This is a genomic window from Pseudomonas sp. PME37.24/006 (assembly GCF_055556635.1).
Genome location: NZ_JBVHNL010000004.1, coordinates 142,191 through 160,599, shown reverse-complemented (window position 1 = coordinate 160,599; position 18,409 = coordinate 142,191). Strand labels below are relative to the sequence as shown.

The window sequence follows — 18,409 nt, the reverse complement described above, 5'->3', positions numbered from 1 at the left end:
CCAGTGCACGCTGGCTGATTTATGCTGTACTGGCGTATCGATATGAGGTCTGCATGCCCCCCACTTCCGAGCGCCTGCCGTTCTGGACATGGTGGTTGCCGCTCCCGGCGCTCCACCTGGCCACTCTGCTTTCCCTAACCACCCAGTTCGAGGGTGGCATAGCAATCCTGTATCTGCCTTTTGCCCTGGGTTTGGTGCTGACGCTCTGGTGGGGGCCACGTGTGCTGTTGGCGCTTTACGTCAATGCGATGCTCTGTGTGCCCCTATGGGGGCTCGATTGGCACTGGGCTGCCGTGCATGCACTACCGGAGACAATGGGCGTTGCGTTCTGTTATCTGCTGTTGCGCTGGCGGCCATTCGATGCGGCCTTGCCAGATATCAGCCATTTGCTGCGCTTCATCCTGCTGGGCGTATTGCTACCTGCGGCGCTGACGTGCTTGTCATTGTTGGGCACATTGTTACTTTTTGGCAGCCTATCCGCCTATGCGGCGCCGCAGGTGGCACTCACTATGTGGCTGGCCGATAGCCTGACCGCGCTGGTTATCTCGATTCCGCTGCTGACCTACGTTACCCCGTGGTTGCGTCGCCGTGGCTGGTTGATGCACGTTGAAGGCATTCTGGTGCCGCTGCTACACGTGCCCGAGGTGCTGCGCTTGGTACCATCCAAGTCACTGCTTGTGGTCTTGCTGATCTGTTTGCCGGTTCTTCTGGAGTTTCTGCCGCTGCCCCTGAAGCTGCCGTTGATTGGCTTGGTCATGCTGAGCCTGGCGCTGGTGTGGGGCTTTGCCGGTGCTTTGTGCGGTGCCGCGATGAGCGTGCTGAGCATTCTCGCACTGCCCTGGTTTCATGGCGTGGCTTCCAATTCCAGCTGGATCGAGCCGCAGCGGCTGGAGCTGCACTTCAGCATTCTGCTGTTTACCCTGGCGGCCATGTTGGTGGGGCGTAGCCTCAGTGATCTGCGCCTGGCGCTCGTCCGTAGCGCAGCGATGCAGCAACAGCTTGCGTTGGCCAACCTAGCGCTTGACGCCAGCCCGCTCGGGGTGGTGATCGCCGATGCCAGGCGCGAAGATTTACCGCTGATCTACTGCAACCCGTCGTTCGAGCGGATTACTGGTCGTGATGTGCAAGGCAGCCTGGGGCTAAGCCTGCGCCGGTTGCTGCGCGATGACCGGCGACATGACGAGATGCGGGTGTTGGAAACGGCTATCCGCCGTGGCACCCCGGGTAATGCGGTGCTGCACCTGCAGCGCAAGGACGGTCAGCCGTTCTGGAGTGAGGTGATTCTGGCGCCGATGCATGATGAGTCGGGGCTCAGTCATTTCATCGTCATGCAGCAGGATGTCAGTGCCCGTGAGCAGTTGGCCCAGGAGGTAACTCGTCAGCGTGAGGAGCTGCTTCAGCAGAGCCACCTGTTCAGCCAGACAGAAGACCTGGCCAATATCGGCGGTTGGGTGCTCAACATGCACGATATGAGCATGTACTGGAGTGCTGGCTGCTTCACGATCTATGAATTGGATCCGCGAAAGGCAGCGCTTACCTTCGACGAATCGGTGAGCCGGTTCGATGCCACCGGGCAGGCGTTGGTTTATCGAACCCTGCAGGAGATGATCGAGGGCGGTGAGCGTTTCGACCTCGAAGTACGAGTGACCACCTTTCTTGGCAAGACACGCTGGATTCGCCTGCGTGGTGCTGCTGAGAGAGATGGTACGCAATTGGTTCGTCTGTATGGCGCCGTTCAGGACATCACTGCGCGGCGCCGTACTGAGCAGCAGTTGCGCGAGCGCGATGATCGCCTGCGGTTGTTCTTCGAGGCGCCTCTGATCGGCATGGCGTTGATCACTCCTACGTTTGGCTGGGAAGAGGTCAACCTCAAGCTGTGCAGCATTCTCGGGCGCAGCCGTGAGCAGTTATTGGACTGCAACTGGGAAAGTATCAGCGTCGCTGATGATCTTGAGATCGAACAATTGCTGCTCGATGATGTGCTGCAATGTAGCCGGGAAGGCTTCGAGCGTGACCGGCGTTTCCTGCGCCCCGATGGCAGCGAAGTACAGACGCGGCTCAACTTGCGCGCCGTGCGGCGTGGCAACGGTGCCATCAGCATGTTCCTGCTGCTGGTCGAGGACATCAGCGCGCGCTTCGAGGCCGAAGCGCGCTATCGCACCATCGTCGAACATGCCCCAGAAGCCATCTTGCTGTACACCGAGGATGGTGGAATGGTCGATTTCAACGAGAACGCCCTGCGCATGTTCGCCTGTCGCCGCGAAGATCTGCTCCGCCGCCTGCCCTTCGAATTGAGCCCCCTGCGGCAGCCTAGCGGGGCGCTGTCGGCCCAGGCCGGCAAAGGGTATGTCGAGGCTGCCCTGCAGGGTGATGCACCGGTGTTTGAATGGACGCACCGCGACAGCAGTGGGCGCCATTTTCCTTGTGAAGTACGCCTGGTACGTCTGCCGGGCGAGCCGGTGCTGATTCGCTGTAGCATCTCTGATATATCGGAGCGCCAGCGCTATCAGCGGGAAATCGAACGCCTGGCTTACAGTGATGAGCTGACAGGGTTACCCAATCGCCGTCTGCTGCTCGATCGCCTGCAGCACGCCATGGATCGTGAAATGCGTGAGGGCAGCCTGGGCGCCTTGTTGTTTATCGATCTCGATCATTTCAAAAACGTCAACGATAGCCTCGGCCATCTGGTGGGGGACAGTCTGTTGCGTGAGGTCACGACGCGTTTGGCCAGCCAGTTGCGCCCTGAAGACACGCTGGCGCGAATGGGAGGGGATGAGTTCGTCGTGCTGCTCGAAGCACTGGATGCCAATGCTCAACTGGCAGGTGAGCAGGCAGCCCTGACGGCGGAGAGGTTGCTCAAGAGCCTTGAGGCACCCTGCCTGATCGACGGTCATGAATTGTCGGTCAGCGCCAGTATCGGTATTGCCCTGCATCCATTCGGCGCACAGAACGCCGCTGATGTACTGAAACAGGCGGATACCGCCATGTATCGGGCCAAGCAGGCAGGCCGCAATGCCCTGCATTTCTTTGCACCGGAAATGCAGGCTGCCATCGATCAGCGGTTGCAGCTGCAGGGTGAGTTGCGCCAGGCGATCTCGCGCAACCAGCTGTACCTGGCGTTCCAACCACAGCTGCGACTCACCGATGGCAGTGTCATCGGCGCCGAAGTGCTGGTGCGTTGGGCGCACCCTGAACGTGGCGAGATAATGCCGGGTCAGTTCATCCCCCTGGCCGAGGAAACCGGGCTGATTCAGGACATCGGCAACTGGGTGCTGGAGCAGGCCTGTGCAACCCTGCAGCGCTGGTTGCCGGAGCGACCACAATTGGTGCTGGCGGTTAACCTCAGCCCGCGTGAGCTGCGCAGTCGAGGTTGTGTTGCTCGGGTCAGCGGTTGCCTGCAACGCTATGCAGTGCCTGCCGCAGCGCTGGAACTGGAGCTTACCGAGGGTGTTCTGCTCGAGGATGTCGAGCAGTGCATCGCCAATATGCAGGCGCTCAAGGTGTTGGGTGTGCGCTTCTCCATCGACGATTTCGGCACCGGTTATTCCTCCCTGACGTACCTCAAGCGATTGCCGCTGGACAGGCTGAAAATTGACCGCAGCTTCACCCAGGATCTTGGTACTGGCGAGGTTGGTAGCAACACGCTGCTAGTCGAAACCATCCTGATGATCGCCCGCAATCTCGACCTGGAATGCGTAGCCGAAGGCATCGAGACGGCTGAGCAGCTTGAGCACCTCAAGGCGCTGGGCTGTGAGTTCGGCCAGGGCTACCTGTTGGGCAGGCCAGTGGTCGAAGCGGACTTTCTGGCCAGGTTGGACACGCCGTTGCGGGTGCTTCCCTAGGCCGCGTTACCAGGCAAGGCTCGCGCCCTGCAGGCGCGCCTGGCGGCGGTAGGGCCAGGCAAGATTGAGATCGCCGTGGCCGCTGGGCAAGTTGCCGTATAGCGGAATATCGAACGGCGCAAGGTACTCACCGATGATTTCCTCGATGCTGTGCTGCACACCGCGTCGCGGGCAGTCGGTGAAGCTGCCCAGGCATATCGCTGCCGGGCGCCGCTCGCCGAAGCTTTCGAACAGCTGCCAGAAACTGCGCTCCAGGCGGTAGTAGGGCTCGCCGACGTCTTCGAGAATCAGGATGGCATCCTTGGGCAGTTGCATGCCAGCGACGGTGCCACAGCCGCTGGCCAGTGCGGTGAGGTTGCCGCCAACCAGCGAGCCTTCAACGGCAGATTGCGGGCCGCTGATATGGCGCACCGGCAGTGAATGGCTACGGCCTTGCAACAGATCCCATAGCGAGCGCATGGAGGCCAGGCGCTCGCGCTGGCCGCTCGGTGCGGATAGCGTCTGCAGACCAAACGCAGTAGTGACCGGGCCGTGAATGGCGGGCAGCCCATTATTGCCGAAGGCATCGAGCAGCAGCGACAGGTCGGAATAGCCGATCAGCGGGCGCGGGCTGACTTTCTGCAGCAGCGGCCAGTCGACCCCTGGCAGCAATTGCGCGCAGCCGTAGCCGCCGCGCAGGCACCATACGGCGTCGATATCCGGCAGGCTGAACGCTTCGTGAAGGTCATCCAGACGCTGCGCAGGCGTGCCGGCCAGGTAGCGATGGCGGGCGCGCGCATTGCGGCCCAGGTGGTAGTCGATGCCCTGCACCTCGAGCTGCGCCAAGGTCGCTTCGAATACGTCGTCGGCGATGGCCGAGGCGGGAGCGATCAGCGCCAGGCGGCCTGCGAATGGTTTACTCATCCTTTACCCTTGGTTCGCGTCAGGTTGGGGCCGCCGTTCTTCTCCAGGAACTGGATGATCATCCCGGCGACGTCCTTGCCGGTGGTCACTTCGATACCTTCCAGGCCGGGCGAGGAGTTCACCTCCATCACCAGCGGGCCGTGGTTGGAGCGCAGGATATCGACCCCCGCTACCGACAGCCCCATGACCTTGGCGGCGCGGATGGCGGTCATGCGTTCTTCCGGGGTGATCTTGATCAGGCTGGCGGTGCCGCCGCGGTGCAGGTTGGAGCGGAATTCACCGGGCTTGGCCTGACGCTTCATCGCCGCGATGACCTTGTCTCCGACCACGAAACAGCGGATGTCAGCGCCGCCGGCTTCCTTGATGTATTCCTGCACCATGATGTTCTGTTTGAGGCCCATGAAGGCCTCGATCACCGACTCGGCCGCCTTCTCCGTCTCGCAAAGCACCACGCCGATGCCCTGGGTGCCTTCCAGCACTTTGATCACCAGCGGTGCGCCGTTGACCATGTCGATCAGGTCGGGGATGTCGTCCGGCGAGTGGGCGAAGCCGGTCACTGGCAAGCCGATGCCGCGGCGCGACAGTAGCTGCAACGAGCGCAGTTTGTCTCGCGAGCGGGCGATGGCCACCGATTCGTTGAGTGGTACCACGCCCATCATCTCGAACTGGCGCAGTACCGCGCAGCCGTAGAAGGTCACCGAGGCGCCGATGCGCGGGATCACCGCGTCGAAGCCCTCCAGCGGCTTGCCGCGGTAGTGGATCTGCGGCTTGTGGCTGGCGATGTTCATGTAGGCCCGAAGGGTGTCGATCACCACCATTTCATGGCCGCGCTGCTGCCCGGCTTCGACCAGGCGGCGGGTGGAATACAGGCGCGGGTTGCGCGACAGCACAGCGATTTTCATTGGGCACCGCTCGGGTCGGGAAGCACGGGTTTGTCTTGTACATAAGTGAGCGCCGGATTGACCACCAGTTGGCCCTCGATCAGCGCTTTGGAGCCCAGCAACATGCGGTAGCGCATGGTCTTGCGGCTGGCCAGGGTGAACTCCACCGGCCACTGTAGATCGCCCAACATCAAACTAGTGCGAATTACGTAACGGCTCTGCGCCAGACCATTGGAGCTTTTGATGCTCTTGTAGGCGACCAGACGCGCTTCGCAACGATGACGACGCTGCACCTGAGTGCCGATATAGGCAGTGAACCGCACCCAGCGTTCGCCGTCGCGTTCGAATGGCTGGATATCGCTGGCATGCAGGCTCGAGGTGCTGGCGCCGGTATCAATCTTGGCGCGCAGGCCGATGATGCCCAGTTCCGGCAAGTTGACCCATTCGCGCAGGCCGATCACGTTGAGGTGGTCGAATGTTTTCAAGCAGGAATTCCGTAGCGGCTGAGGTCGGCAATGAGGCGCTTATGGTACTGAAATGAGCCGCTTTGCGCGCCTGTCAGCGAGTCTAATCCGTCGCCGGCCAGGCTGCCTCTGCGATTGCCGGTAGGCCTTTGAACAGTGGCTTGGCGAACAGGTAACCTTGCATCAGATCAATCCCGCTGGCGGCCAAGAAGTCCCGCTCTCCTGGCGTCTCTATCCCTTCGGCGATCACCTGGATGTTCAGGTCACGGCAAATGGCGATGATGCCGCGCACGATGGCCTGGCGCGCCTTGTCCTGATCGACACCGCGAATCAGCGCCATGTCCAGCTTGATCAGATCAGGCTGAAAGTCGGCAAGCAGGGTAAGGCCTGAATGCCCGGCGCCGAAGTCGTCGATGGCGGTCTTGAAACCGAACTCCTGATACTGACGCAGGATATGGGTCAGGTGCTTGCTGTCGCGCATGTGATCGCTTTCCAGCGTCTCGAAAATCAGCCGATCCAGCGGGAAATTATGTTGGCGAGCCGCTTCCAGAGTGCTGCGGATGCATAACTCGGGGCGGTACACGGCATTGGGCAGGAAGTTGATCGACAGATAAGTGTCCATGCCTAATTGCGTCGCTTCGGCAATCGCCTGGGTACGGCAGCGCTGGTCGAAACGGTAGCGGTTGTCGTCGTTGACGCGTTCCAGAATGCTTAGCGCACCTTCACCTGCCGTGCCGCGAACCAGTGCTTCATGGGCGAACACCTGCCGAGTGCGGATGTCGACGATGGGCTGGAAGGCGAAGTTGAAGTCGAAATCCAGCTGCGGACTACTCTGGCAGCCGCGACATTTTTCGGGATGGGTGAGATCGCTGGGAAAATGGGTCACTGCTGCTCCGATATAGCGGTTGCACGATCAATGCTTGTATCCGTATGACAATATGGACAGGCTGATGTGGCAGCAAAATTGTGATGGCAATTCAATCTACAGTGAGGTGATGGTGGCAAAGCAGGATGCCGATGACAAGGTACGTTTGGACAAGTGGCTGTGGGCCGCGCGCTTCTTCAAGACGCGTGCGCTGGCCAAGGCGGCGATCGAAGGCGGCAAGGTGCATTGCCGTGGCGAGCGTTGCAAGCCGGGCAAGGAGCCGAAAGTAGGCGAGGAGTATGTGATTCGCACCGGTTATGAGGAGCGTACGGTGACCGTGCAGGCGCTCTCCGTGGTGCGCCGCGGCGCACCAGAGGCCCAGACGCTGTATGCCGAGACCGGCGAGAGCATCGTGCGGCGCGAGTTGGCCGCGGAGCAGCGCAAGGCTGGCGCCTTGGGCGTGCAAACCGATGGGCGGCCCAGCAAGAAGCAGCGCCGGCAGCTTTTCTACCTGCGCGGCGGCTCCGGCGATTGGGTGGAGTAGTCGGGGTCAGCGCGCGCTGATCACGCTGAACGATCCCAGCAATGGCACTCTTGCCAGGCTGCGCATCAGCGGCAGCGTCACACGCTCTATTGCCGCGCTGGCGCGGAAGGCCAGCGGGGTGTAGCAACTCCAGGCGATTCCCAGGACGCTGAGCAGCACGCCGCCGACCAAGGCGTCCGCACCCCAGTGGGCCCCGGCGACCAGGCGCGGCATCGAGCCGATTAGCGCGACCGCCCAGACCAATGCCCGACGCCAGCCGCTGACGAAGAGGCTGCAGAATATTGCCCAGATCATCAGCACCGAGGCGTGATCACCGGGGAAGCTGCGGCTGGCGCTGTCCTTCAGATCCCAGCGTTCTTCCCAGGCCGGGAACATTTCGGTGAGTCGCGCGCTGCCTTCCACCAGCAGCGAGGGGCTGGCGTGCTGCCAGCCCATGTACTCGACCAGATCGGCGAACAGCACACGCATCAGCAGCATGACAGTCAGCGCCACCAGAAACGCATACAGCCCAGTGCGTACCTGGGCGGCCGGAAATACCAGGCCGGCGCGCAGCATGATTGCTAGCATCACCAGGCCCACACCCGCGTCTACCGGGCGCATGCTGCCGATGGCCCAGATGTGCGCCCACAGGCCGCCGGCATGTACCGGGTCGTTGAGCAGGTGGAACAGCCACAGATCGAACTGATTCCAGTAAATACGAGTCACCGGCCATAGCCAGCTGGCGAACAGGAGGGCGATGAGCAGGTGGCTGATGATCAGGGCGCGAGGGCGCCATTGGGCATTTAAACTGAGGAGCATGGCGGAAGGACTTTCGAGGAAAACCGCCGATTCTAGGCAGCCTGGGCGCCGCCTTGGTGCCTTTCAGGCTCTCGTTCAGCCTTCGTTCAGCGGGGCGCACCTCAGCCGTTCTTCGCATTCAGCTTGGTCGGCGCCGCGTTTGCGCCTAAAATTGCCGGCCTCCAGGCCAGTGGCGCCGTCCCCTGGTCTGCTACGCATCTTTGAGCAGGCGATCCGTTATGTCCGACTTCACCCAACGCTTTCTTTTCGACGATACCGATGTGCGCGGTGAATTGGTCGGGCTGTCTGGCAGCTACCAGCAGGTGCTGGCCAAGCACGAGTACCCACGGCCAGTGGCGCAATTGCTTGGTGAATTGCTGGCCGCTGCGTCTTTGCTGGTCGGTACGCTGAAGTTCGACGGTTTGCTGGTGCTGCAGATACGTTCGGAGGGCCCGGTGCCGCTGCTGATGGTGGAGTGCTCCAGCGACGGCGAGCTGCGTGGCATCGCCCGCTACGAGGCTGAGCGCATTGCCGATGCTGACGGCCTGACGCAACTGATGCCCGAAGGCGTGATGGCCATGACCGTGGATCCGAAGCAGGGGCAGCGTTATCAGGGCATTGTCGCCCTGGACGGTGACACCCTGGCCGACTGCCTGACCAACTATTTCGCCACTTCCGAGCAGCTGGCCACGCGCTTCTGGTTGTGTGCCGACGGCCTGCGTGCCCGCGGGTTCCTGTTGCAGCAACTGCCAGCCGATCGCCTTACCGATGACGAAGAGCGCGCTGCCAGTTGGGAGCAACTGGTGATCCTCGCTGACACCCTGCAAAGCGAGGAATTGCTGGGGTTGGATAACGAAACCCTGTTGCATCGTCTCTACCATCAAGAGTCGGTTCGACTGTTCGATCCGCGCCTCTTGCAGTTCCGTTGTAGCTGCTCTCGTGAACGCTCAGCCAAAGCGCTGGTCAGTTTAGGGCAGGCCGATGCCGAGCTGTTGCTCAGCGAGCATCACGGCCGTGTTGAAGTCGACTGCCAATTTTGCAACGAGCGCTATGGGTTTGATGCCACTGACATCGCCCAGTTGTTCGCCGGTGGAGGCAGTCAGCAGCCCTCTGACACGCGTCATTGAGGGCCGCCAGCAACGCGCAGCGTGTTCGGATTTGGGGGCTGCCCTCGCAGTTCGCTTTTCTGGCATAATCCGCGCACTTTTTTAGCTGTAGTCCTGCTCCGTGCATGACTACAAAACGTTTGGAAGACTCGGCCGTTGGCCGACGGGGACTCACATGACGCAAGCCAATAACGCTGTGTACACCGACATCAGCACCGCTCAACTGGTCGAAGAAGCCCTTCGTCGCGGTGAGGGCGAACTGGCGTCCAGCGGTGCTCTGGTTGTACGCACCGGCCACCGTACCGGGCGTTCTCCGGTCGATCGCTTCATCGTCGATGAGCCGAGCACTTCGGCTGACATCGGCTGGGGGCCGATCAACCGCAAGTTCCCGGCTGACAAGTTCGATGCCCTGTGGGATCGCGTTCAGGCGTTCTCCGACGCTCAGGACAGCTTCGTTTCTCACGTTCATGTAGGTTCCGCCGAAGCTCACTACCTGCCTGTCAAGATGACCACTGCCACCGCCTGGCAGAACCTCTTCGGCCGCCAGCTGTTTATCGAGCCGGCGCAGTACAACCCGTCCGCCAGGCAGGAATGGCAAGTACTCAACGTTGCCAACTTCGAATGCGTGCCTGAGCGTGATGGCACCAACTCCGACGGTTGCGTGATCATCAACTTCGCTCAGAAGAAGGTGCTGATCGCCGGTATGCGTTACGCCGGTGAAATGAAGAAAGCCATGTTCAGCGTGCAGAACTTCCTGCTGCCGGCCGCCGACGTGCTGCCGATGCACTGCGCTGCCAACATCGGTGAAGAAGGCGACGTGACCCTGTTCTTCGGTCTGTCCGGCACCGGCAAGACCACCCTGTCCGCCGATGAAAGCCGTTACCTGATCGGTGACGACGAGCATGGCTGGGGCACCGGCGTGGTGTTCAACATCGAAGGCGGTTGCTATGCCAAGTGCATCGACCTGTCCGAGAAGAACGAGCCAGTCATCTGGAAAGCCATCAAGTTCGGTACCGTGCTGGAAAACGTGGTGCTCGACGAGCAGCGCGCGCCGGACTACACCGACGACAGCCTGACCCAGAACAGCCGCGCCGCTTACCCGCTGGAATTCGTCGAGAAGCGCAGCGAGAAGAACCTCGGTGGCGAGCCGAATGCAGTGATCTTCCTGACCTGCGACCTGACTGGCGTGCTGCCACCGGTGTCGATCCTCAACGAAGAGCAGGCGGCCTATCACTTCCTGTCCGGTTACACCGCTCTGGTCGGTTCTACCGAAATGGGTTCGGGTCCTGGCATCAAGTCGACCTTCTCCACCTGCTTCGGCGCACCGTTCTTCCCGCGCCCGGCTGGCGTTTACGCCGAGCTGCTGATCAAGCGCATCCAGGCGTTCGGCTCCAAAGTCTATCTGGTCAACACCGGCTGGACTGGCGGTGGCTACGGCGTCGGCAAGCGTTTCAACATCCCGACCACGCGTGGCGTGATTGCAGCCATCCAGAGCGGTGCGCTGATCGGTACCGAAACCGAGCAACTGCCGATCATCAACCTGAGCGTGCCGAAGGCCGTTCCGGGCGTCGAGACCAATCTGCTCAACCCGCGCAACACCTGGGCTGACCAGAATGCCTACGACGAGGCCGCCAAAGGCCTGGCCAAGCTGTTCATCGACAACTTCACCAAGTTCGATGTCAGCGATGCCATCAAGAGCGCCGGCCCGCAGCTGTAAGCTCGCCACGTGTTCGACAGAGCCGCCTTCGGGCGGCTTTGTCATTTATGGGCTATCGCGGCCTGTAAAACGCTTTCCATACACGCTACGGTTATTGGCCATCAGGCGGTCAATGGAGTGACAGCATATGCCCAGTACCCTCAAACGTGTCTTCGGTTTCGATCAGCTGCGGCCCGGCCAGGAAACGGTCATCAGCGCCGTACTCGCCGGCCGCTCGGCTGCGGCGATCTTCCCCACCGGCTCGGGCAAGTCCCTGTGCTACCAGTTGCCGGCATTGCATTTGCCGCACCTGACCGTGGTGGTCTCGCCGCTGCTGGCACTGATGCAGGATCAGCTCGCCTTTCTGCATCGACATGGCATCAGTGCGGCCAGCATCGATTCGGCGCAGAGCCGCGAGCAGGTCAGCGAAACCATGGCCAAGGCGAAGTCTGGTGAGCTGAAGATCCTGATGATTTCGGTCGAGCGCCTGAAGAACGAGCGGTTTCGCAACTTCATCGCCGGCGTGCCGATTTCCCTGCTGGTGGTCGACGAGGCTCACTGTATTTCCGAGTGGGGCCACAACTTCCGACCGGACTACCTGAAGCTGCCGGATTATCAGCGTCAGTTCGCTATCGCCCAGGTGCTGCTGCTCACCGCCACGGCCACGCCGCCGGTGATCGCGGACATGCAGAAGAAGTTCGCCATCGCCGCCGAGGACGTGGTCACCACCGGTTTCTATCGGCCCAACCTGAACCTGCTGGTCGAGCCCGTGGCGGGCCGTGACAAGCAACGGCGCCTGCAGCAGTGGCTGGGCGCCAAGCGGGGCGAGTCGAGCATCGTCTATGTCACCCAGCAGAAGACCGCGGAGCAGGTGGCCGAGCAACTCAGCCAGCAGGGCCTTTCCGTCAGCGCCTACCACGCCGGCATGGGGCATGAGATCCGTGAGGCGATCCAGCGCCGCTTCATGGCGGGTGAGCTGGGTTGCATCGTCGCGACCATCGCCTTCGGCATGGGCATCGACAAGCGTGATATCCGCAACGTGGTGCATTTCGACCTGCCCAAGTCGGTAGAGAACTACAGCCAGGAGATTGGCCGCGCCGGCCGTGATGGCGAACCCTCGGATTGCCTGGTGCTGGCCAATCGCGACAGCCTCAATGTGCTGGAGAACTTCGTCTACGGCGATACGCCGGAGCTCGACGGTATCGCCAGGGTGCTCGAGGAAATTCGCGACAACGCCAGCGGCGGCCAGTGGGAAATGACCATCAATGCGCTGAGCGACCACAGCAATATCCGCCAGTTGCCGCTCAAGACGCTGCTCGTGCAACTCGAGCTGCGCGGCATCATCGCGCCGCGTTATGCCTACTTCGCCGAATACCGCTTCAAGTACCTGATCGAACCCGAGGCCTTGCTGGCGCGTTTCGAAGGGGAGCGCCGGCAGTTCGTCGAAGCCATCGTCAATGCCTCGACCCGGGCGCGGACCTGGTGCACGGTGGATTTCGACGCGTTGTATCGCGATCACCAGGCGGAACGCTTGCGGGTGGTCAAGGCACTGGACTTCTTTCAGGAGCGCGGCTGGATCGAACTGGAAAGCAAGCAGATGACTGATGTCTATGCCGTGCTGCAAGGCTTCGACACTCAGACCCTGGCGGGCGAACTGCACGGCTACTTCCAGGCTCAGGAGGGCAGCGAGATCCGTCGTATCCAGGCCATGCTCGAGCTGTTCGCCAGTGAGCAGTGCCTGAGCCATCGCCTGGCGGTGTACTTCGGCGACGAGCGTGCGCCACGGCAGTGCGGGCACTGCTCGGTCTGTCGCGGCCAGGTCGCTCACCTGCCGGAGCCGCCTTCGCTCGCGCCGTTGGCGGGCCTTGATCGTGATCAGTTGTGTGGCGCGTTCATCAGCAAGTACCAAGGCGCCCGCGGTGGTGAATTGCCTAGTAACGAATGTCTGGCGCGCTTCTTGTGCGGCATCAGCGTGCCGCTGTTCACCCGCCTCAAGGCCCGGCAGATCAGTGGTTTCGCGGCGTTGGAGGATTATCCGTACAGCGAGATCAGGGCCTGGTTGAGCGCGGGTTGAGCCGGCTGTCGAAATACCACTCGCCCGAGTAGGCCATACTGCAACGCTTCGACTCCGAGAGCGTTGCCATGTCCCTTTCTCTGCCGCAGCGCGTGGCCCGCGCGATCAATGCACAGCCCGGAGAGCTGGCAGCCGCTCTGGCGGGCTTCGCGCTGTTTTTCTGCCTGTTCTGCGGCTACTTCATGCTGCGGCCGATCCGTGAGTCCATGGGTATCCAGGCCGGTGTGGAGAATCTGCAGTGGCTGTTTACCGCGACCTTCGTGGTCATGTTGCTGGCCGTGCCGCTGTTCGCCTGGCTCAACTCCAGAGTGCCGCGCATTCATTTCATCGACTGGGTCTACGGCTTCTTCTGCCTCAACCTGCTGGCTTTCGCCGTGGCATTCAGTGTCACCAGCGAGAGCTTGTGGATGGCACGGGTGTTCTACGTGTGGATCTCGGTCTACAACCTGTTCGTGGTGTCTGTGGCCTGGAGCCTGATGGCCGATGTCTTCGACTCACCGCAGGCCAAGCGGCTGTTCGCTTTCATCGCTGCCGGTGCCAGCGTCGGTGGCCTGGCTGGTCCGGCGCTCAGTGCGCTGCTGGTGGGCGCCGTCGGTGCCAGTGGCCTGGCGTTGCTGGCTGCATTGCTGCTGGCTGGTGCCCTGGCGCTCAAACATTACCTGATGGGCTGGCGCGAGCGTGCCGGAGCAGGGCGACCGGGCGCCAGCCAGGCGGAAAATCCACGGCGCCCGGTGGCGGGCAATCCGTTCAGCGGCATGACTCGGGTGTTCCAGTCGTCCTACCTGCTGGGGATATCCGCTTTCGTCATCCTGCTCGCCACCGTCACTACCTTTCTGTACTTCGAGCAGGCGCGGCTGGTGGCCGAGCTGTTCCCTGATCGTGACGAGCAGGTGCGCGTGTTCGGGTTGATCGACTTCGTGGTGCAGGCGGGAGCGCTACTGGCCCAGTTGTTCATCACCGGGCGGGTCGCTCAGCGCCTGGGCGTACGCGCGCTGCTGGCGGCGGTGCCGGTGCTGATGTGCGTGGGCTTTCTCGCCCTGGCCATGGCACCCACCTTCGCCGTGCTGGCGGGGCTGATGATCGTGCGGCGCATCGGTGAATACGCATTCGTACGGCCGGGGCGGGAAATGCTCTTCGCGCCGCTGGATGCCGAGAGCAAGTACAAGGCCAAGAACTTCATCGACACCGTGGTCTATCGCGGCGGTGATGCGGTCAGCGGTTGGGCCAAGAGCCTGATCGACATGCTCGGTTACGGCGTGGCGTTGATTGCGGTGATCGGAGCGCTGTGTGCGGCCATCTGGGGGCTGCTCGGCTGGTACCTGGGCGGTCGCGCCGATCGCGGTGAAACCGGCGTACAGCCACCGAGCGAGAGCGGCGAGCCTCCGCTCATGCGCTGATTAGCGAGCGTGCCTCGGCGAAGCAGGCTTCGGCCAGCGCCGAGCGAGGTGCGCTGCGGCGCATGATCAGGCCCAGCGGCGCCAGGGTATGGGCGTCCTCGATGGGCGTCAGCACCAAGTCGTTGGTGAATTCGGCAAGGCCATTGCGCAGCGGCATGATTGAGCAGCACAGGCCGGCGCTGACGGCCTGCAGCAACTGGTGAACGGCATCGGTTTCCAGCTTCGGCAGTGGCGTCAGGCCCCGTGAGCGGAAGCTGTGGTCGATCGACTGGCGAAAGTGCATACCGGCAGACAGTAGGCCCAGCGGCAGTTCGATCAGGTTTTCCCAGCGCAGGGTTGTTTCCGTGAACTGAAAATGACGACGGTCATACAGCAACCCCATGTGTGTCGCGGCCAGTTCCAGGCTGTCGAAATGTTCACGGTCGAGACGGTCGAGGTACGACAGCCCGAGGTCGAGTTGATTACTGCCCAGGCGCTCGAGGATCTGGTCGCTGCTCAAGGCGAATAGCTGGAAACGTAGCCCGGGATGCTGTTCGGCGAACAGCTGCACCAGATCCATCGGATCGAAACCCGACAGTGGCACCACGCCGAGGCGCAGAGTGCCGACCAGTTGCCCGCGGCAGGCCGCTGCCTCTGCATACAGGCCATCGTGAGCGGCCATCAGGCTACGGGCCCAGGCGAGGATGCGTTCACCTTCGGTGCTGAAACCTTCGAAGCGCTGCCCGCGCCGCACCAGTTCCAGACCCAGCTCGTCTTCCAGCTTGCGCAGACGCATCGACAACGTCGGCTGCGTTATGTGGCAGCGTGCTGCCGCTTGGCCGAAGTGACGGGTCTCGTCGAGGGCGATCAGAAACTTGAGCTGCTTGATATCCATGGGCGCTTCGTCGTGACGGTGGCGACGCTGTCGCGGCGCGTAGGGCGCGCCTGCTCAGCAGTGTTCAAGCGCGATTCTAGCAGGCCACTCAATTCGGCACGGTGTCGTCCTCGGGCTGATCCCGGCGTTCGCCGACCCAGTGCTCGATCAGGTCGCGCAGTTGTGACATCTCTACTGGTTTGGCCATGTGACCGTCCATGCCGACCTGCCGCGCGCGTTCCTTGTGCTCGTTGAGGATATGCGCGGTCAATGCAACCACCGGAGTACGTTGGCGGCGTTCGGCAATTTCCCAGGCGCGCAGTTGCTCGGTTGCGGAGAAGCCATCAAGCACCGGCATTTCGCAATCCATCAGCACCAGGTCGTAGCGCTGCGCTTTCATCGCACTCAGCGCTTCTTCACCATTGCTGGCCGTATCGGGCTGCACGTTGAGCTTGCCGAGCATGCCGCGAATCACCTTGGTGGAAATGCTGTTGTCTTCGGCGACAAGGATGCGAAAATCTTCCGGTACCCTCAGCGGCGTGGTACTGAGGGCCATGGGAACACTCTGCCCACGCTGACGCTGGGCCAGTTCGTCAGCCAGGGTGGCCTTGAGGGTGTAGCCTGCCACCGGTTTGGCGAGGATGCGCTTGATGCCGGCATTGCGGGCAATGACCTTGCTCGGTGCATGGCTGATGCCGGTGAGCATGATGATCAGGATATCGTTGTTGAGGCTTGGGTCTTCCTTGATCTTCGCCGCCAACTGCATGCCACTCATGCCGGGCATGTCCTGATCGAGTAGCACCGCGTCGAAGTATTCGCGCATGTGCGCCTTGGTGCGCAGCAGGGCCAGCGCTTCCTTGCCCGATGGCACGCTGCTGACGTTCATACCCCAGGCATTGCACTGCTGCAGCAACACTTTGCGGCAGGTGTCGTTGTCGTCTACCACCAGTAGGCGGGTGCCCTGTAGCGTACCGTCGATATCAGTGCCTGGCTGTTGCAGGCGGGCGTTGTCCAGGGGGAGGGTCAACCACAGCGTCGACCCCTGGTTACCGCCATTCTGAATGCCGAACTCCCCGCCCATCAGACGAATCAACTGGCGCGCGATGATCAGCCCCAGGCGACCGCCCAGGCGGGTAGCTGACAGGAAGTCACTGCTCTGCAGTTCGGTATTGAGCAATGCGTCGCGCTCGCTGGCATTGAGTGGGTGGCCGCTGTCCTGCACGGCGAAGCGCAGGCGTGGTTGCTCACCACTGGTATCGAGTGCCACCACCAGGAGAATCTCGCCTTCGCTGGTCTGCTTGAAGGCATTGTCGAGCAGGCTCAGCAACGTCTGGCGCAGGCGTGTGGGATCACCGCTGACGATCCGTGGCACCTGTGGCTGAATAAAGCTGATCAGCTCGATTTTTTGCAATTCGGCCTTGGCACGGAAGATATCCAGGCAGTCTTCCGTGAGAGCGTTGAGGTCGAATTGCACGTCATCCAGTTCGATCTGCCCGGATTCCAGTTTGGAAATGTCGAGAATCTCGTTGATCAGGTTGAGCAGCTCGTTGCCGGAACTGTGGATGGTTTGTACATAGTCGCGCTGTTTCGCCGACAGGGGCGTACCGAGCAGCAGCTCGGTCATGCCCAGTACGCCATTCATGGGGGTGCGGATCTCGTGGCTGATCTTGGCCAGAAACTCGGCCTTGGCTTTTAGCTCGGCGTCATTGGCAGCCAGTGCGGTGCGTGCTCGTGAGGCAGCACGCTGCAACTGCCGCTGATGTTCGGCCAATGCTGCGCTGAGTACCACGCCGCTGAGGGTGGCGATGGTGAATACCCCGGTTACCAGCCAGCCGGGATCGAGCTGATCGAAACCGAGCAGAATCGGAATGAAGAGGCCGAAGCCAACGTTGAACACCACCATGCCGCTGACGATCAGCCGTGCCGACTGGTAGCCGTTATGCCAGTGCACAGCGCTGACTAGCAGCACGAACAAGGTGCCGAGGAATACCGTCAGGTACACCAGCGAGCTGTACCAGAGCAGGCCGGTGATCAGAATGGTCAGGCCCAGCGCCAGGGTCAGCAGCGCATGCCCCTGCAGCAGCCAGTTGAGCTTGCTGCGCTGCATCGGTGTATTGCGGAAGAAACCGAGGGCGAACGATGACAGGCAGAACGCGGCGATCAACGCGCTGATATCGGCGATCAGTGATTGGTTGTAACCGAGGCTTGGCACCCAGGCCGCGAGCATGCCCAGGTTGGCCGCTGCACAGGTTGCCAGGCCTGCGTGCAGCCCTGCCAGCCACAGGCTGCAGACCGAGCGCGCGTAGGCGAAGCGGATCAGGTTGTAGACCACCACCAGCAGCAGGGCGCCGAGCAGTGCGCCAAACAGGTAGGCCGGTTTTTCCAGGCTGACCAGTTCGCTCTCGTCGATGACCTTGAACCAGGCCATCAGCGGGTGGTTGGAGGTCATCCGTACATAGACCTCCCGCGCCTGCCCGTCATTGGGGAGGGACATCAGGTACGCACGCGAGGGCAGCGGGCGCGAACTCAGCGGCATCGATTCACCGGTGTGTACGCTTTGCTCAACCTGCGCGCCCTGCAGCAGGTAGTAATCAAGCAATTGCACACGAGGGGCGAACACCCAAAGCCAATAGGGTGCTTGGTGTTCAGGCACGTCGAAACGCAACCAGACGGCTTTCTGGCTGGGGGGGTAAGTAAAGGCGAGGTTATCGAGCGCAAGGAACTGGTTACGCCGGTTGCGCACGTCATCCAGGGTCATCTGGGCGCTGTCGTCGACGAAGACCGACCAGCCGCTGGCATAAGGCGCCGAGGCTTGATATGGCGCTGCCATGCTCGACAGGCAGGCGCCGGCCAATAGCAGGCTAACGAGTAAACCTATGGCAATCCTGAGCCGTCGCACGAGGCAGTCCCTTTGAGGTGATACGGCTGGATTATAGCCGGCCGTGGTGGCGCAAACTATGACACTGAGACGCTATCCTGACAGCCTGAGCACCCTGATGATCCGTGG

Annotated in this window: 13 protein-coding genes; 6 read left to right on the top strand and 7 right to left on the bottom strand. The window is 61.8% G+C overall.

All coding sequences use genetic code 11. The features are described 5' to 3' along the window. Positions 1-53 precede the first annotated feature (53 nt). Entirely contained in the window at positions 54-3,842 is a 3,789-nt protein-coding gene (locus ACZ3GY_RS16825) for a bifunctional diguanylate cyclase/phosphodiesterase (protein ID WP_465911180.1), read from the top strand. Between the two features lie 6 nt (positions 3,843-3,848). On the opposite strand, the gene ACZ3GY_RS16820 is transcribed toward ACZ3GY_RS16825, so the two are convergent. The 4 genes from ACZ3GY_RS16820 to rimA all read right to left on the bottom strand — a co-directional run bounded on the left by ACZ3GY_RS16820 (position 3,849) and on the right by rimA (position 6,976). Further along, positions 3,849-4,745: a S66 peptidase family protein gene (locus ACZ3GY_RS16820; protein ID WP_465911179.1), complete on the bottom strand. Its 897-nt coding sequence runs from the start codon at positions 4,743-4,745 to the stop codon at positions 3,849-3,851. Continuing rightward, a complete protein-coding gene (gene rimK / locus ACZ3GY_RS16815; RefSeq protein WP_042554499.1) occupies positions 4,742-5,647 on the bottom strand; it encodes a 30S ribosomal protein S6--L-glutamate ligase in 906 nt (301 codons plus the stop codon). Before rimK ends, ACZ3GY_RS16820 begins: the two co-directional genes overlap by 4 nt. Further along, positions 5,644-6,111: a retropepsin-like aspartic endopeptidase RimB gene (rimB, locus tag ACZ3GY_RS16810; protein ID WP_442963975.1), complete on the bottom strand. Its 468-nt coding sequence runs from the start codon at positions 6,109-6,111 to the stop codon at positions 5,644-5,646. The genes rimK and rimB overlap by 4 nt, the downstream gene beginning before the upstream one ends. A gap of 82 nt (positions 6,112-6,193) precedes the next feature. Then, positions 6,194-6,976, bottom strand: coding sequence for a S6 modification regulatory phosphodiesterase RimA (gene rimA / locus ACZ3GY_RS16805; protein ID WP_465911178.1), 783 nt, complete (start codon positions 6,974-6,976; stop codon positions 6,194-6,196). Between the two features lie 109 nt (positions 6,977-7,085). Between rimA and ACZ3GY_RS16800 the strand changes: the two genes are divergently transcribed. Continuing rightward, on the top strand, positions 7,086-7,499 hold the full coding sequence (locus tag ACZ3GY_RS16800) for an RNA-binding S4 domain-containing protein (protein WP_463565943.1): 414 nt from the start codon (positions 7,086-7,088) through the stop codon (positions 7,497-7,499). A 6-nt stretch (positions 7,500-7,505) separates the two neighbouring features. Here ACZ3GY_RS16800 and ACZ3GY_RS16795 read toward each other — a convergent pair whose 3' ends face one another. Continuing rightward, positions 7,506-8,297 carry a phosphatase PAP2 family protein gene (locus ACZ3GY_RS16795; RefSeq protein ID WP_465911177.1) on the bottom strand — a complete coding sequence of 264 codons (792 nt, stop codon included), beginning with the start codon at positions 8,295-8,297 and terminating at the stop codon, positions 7,506-7,508. 218 nt (positions 8,298-8,515) lie between these two features. Between ACZ3GY_RS16795 and hslO the strand changes: the two genes are divergently transcribed. The 4 genes from hslO to ACZ3GY_RS16775 all read left to right on the top strand — a co-directional run bounded on the left by hslO (position 8,516) and on the right by ACZ3GY_RS16775 (position 14,549). Next, positions 8,516-9,403 carry an Hsp33 family molecular chaperone HslO gene (gene hslO, locus ACZ3GY_RS16790; RefSeq protein ID WP_225837915.1) on the top strand — a complete coding sequence of 296 codons (888 nt, stop codon included), beginning with the start codon at positions 8,516-8,518 and terminating at the stop codon, positions 9,401-9,403. A gap of 154 nt (positions 9,404-9,557) precedes the next feature. Further along, positions 9,558-11,099 (top strand): phosphoenolpyruvate carboxykinase, encoded by a 1,542-nt coding sequence (locus ACZ3GY_RS16785; protein ID WP_465911176.1) that lies wholly within the window; start codon positions 9,558-9,560, stop codon positions 11,097-11,099. A 127-nt stretch (positions 11,100-11,226) separates the two neighbouring features. Then, the gene (locus ACZ3GY_RS16780; RefSeq protein ID WP_465911175.1) at positions 11,227-13,152 is read left to right on the top strand and encodes a RecQ family ATP-dependent DNA helicase; all 1,926 of its coding nucleotides are present in this window, start codon (positions 11,227-11,229) and stop codon (positions 13,150-13,152) included. A 68-nt stretch (positions 13,153-13,220) separates the two neighbouring features. Then, complete coding sequence (locus tag ACZ3GY_RS16775) at positions 13,221-14,549, top strand: NTP/NDP exchange transporter (RefSeq protein ID WP_465911174.1); 1,329 nt, start codon at positions 13,221-13,223, stop codon at positions 14,547-14,549. On the opposite strand, the gene ACZ3GY_RS16770 is transcribed toward ACZ3GY_RS16775, so the two are convergent. Together ACZ3GY_RS16770 and ACZ3GY_RS16765 are read right to left on the bottom strand one after the other, a co-directional pair. Then, positions 14,539-15,423: a LysR family transcriptional regulator gene (locus ACZ3GY_RS16770; protein WP_465911173.1), complete on the bottom strand. Its 885-nt coding sequence runs from the start codon at positions 15,421-15,423 to the stop codon at positions 14,539-14,541. The two genes, ACZ3GY_RS16775 and ACZ3GY_RS16770, sit on opposite strands and share 11 nt — an antisense overlap. A gap of 88 nt (positions 15,424-15,511) precedes the next feature. After that, a complete protein-coding gene (locus ACZ3GY_RS16765; protein ID WP_465911172.1) occupies positions 15,512-18,301 on the bottom strand; it encodes a hybrid sensor histidine kinase/response regulator in 2,790 nt (929 codons plus the stop codon). Between the last annotated feature and the right edge of the window lie 108 nt (positions 18,302-18,409).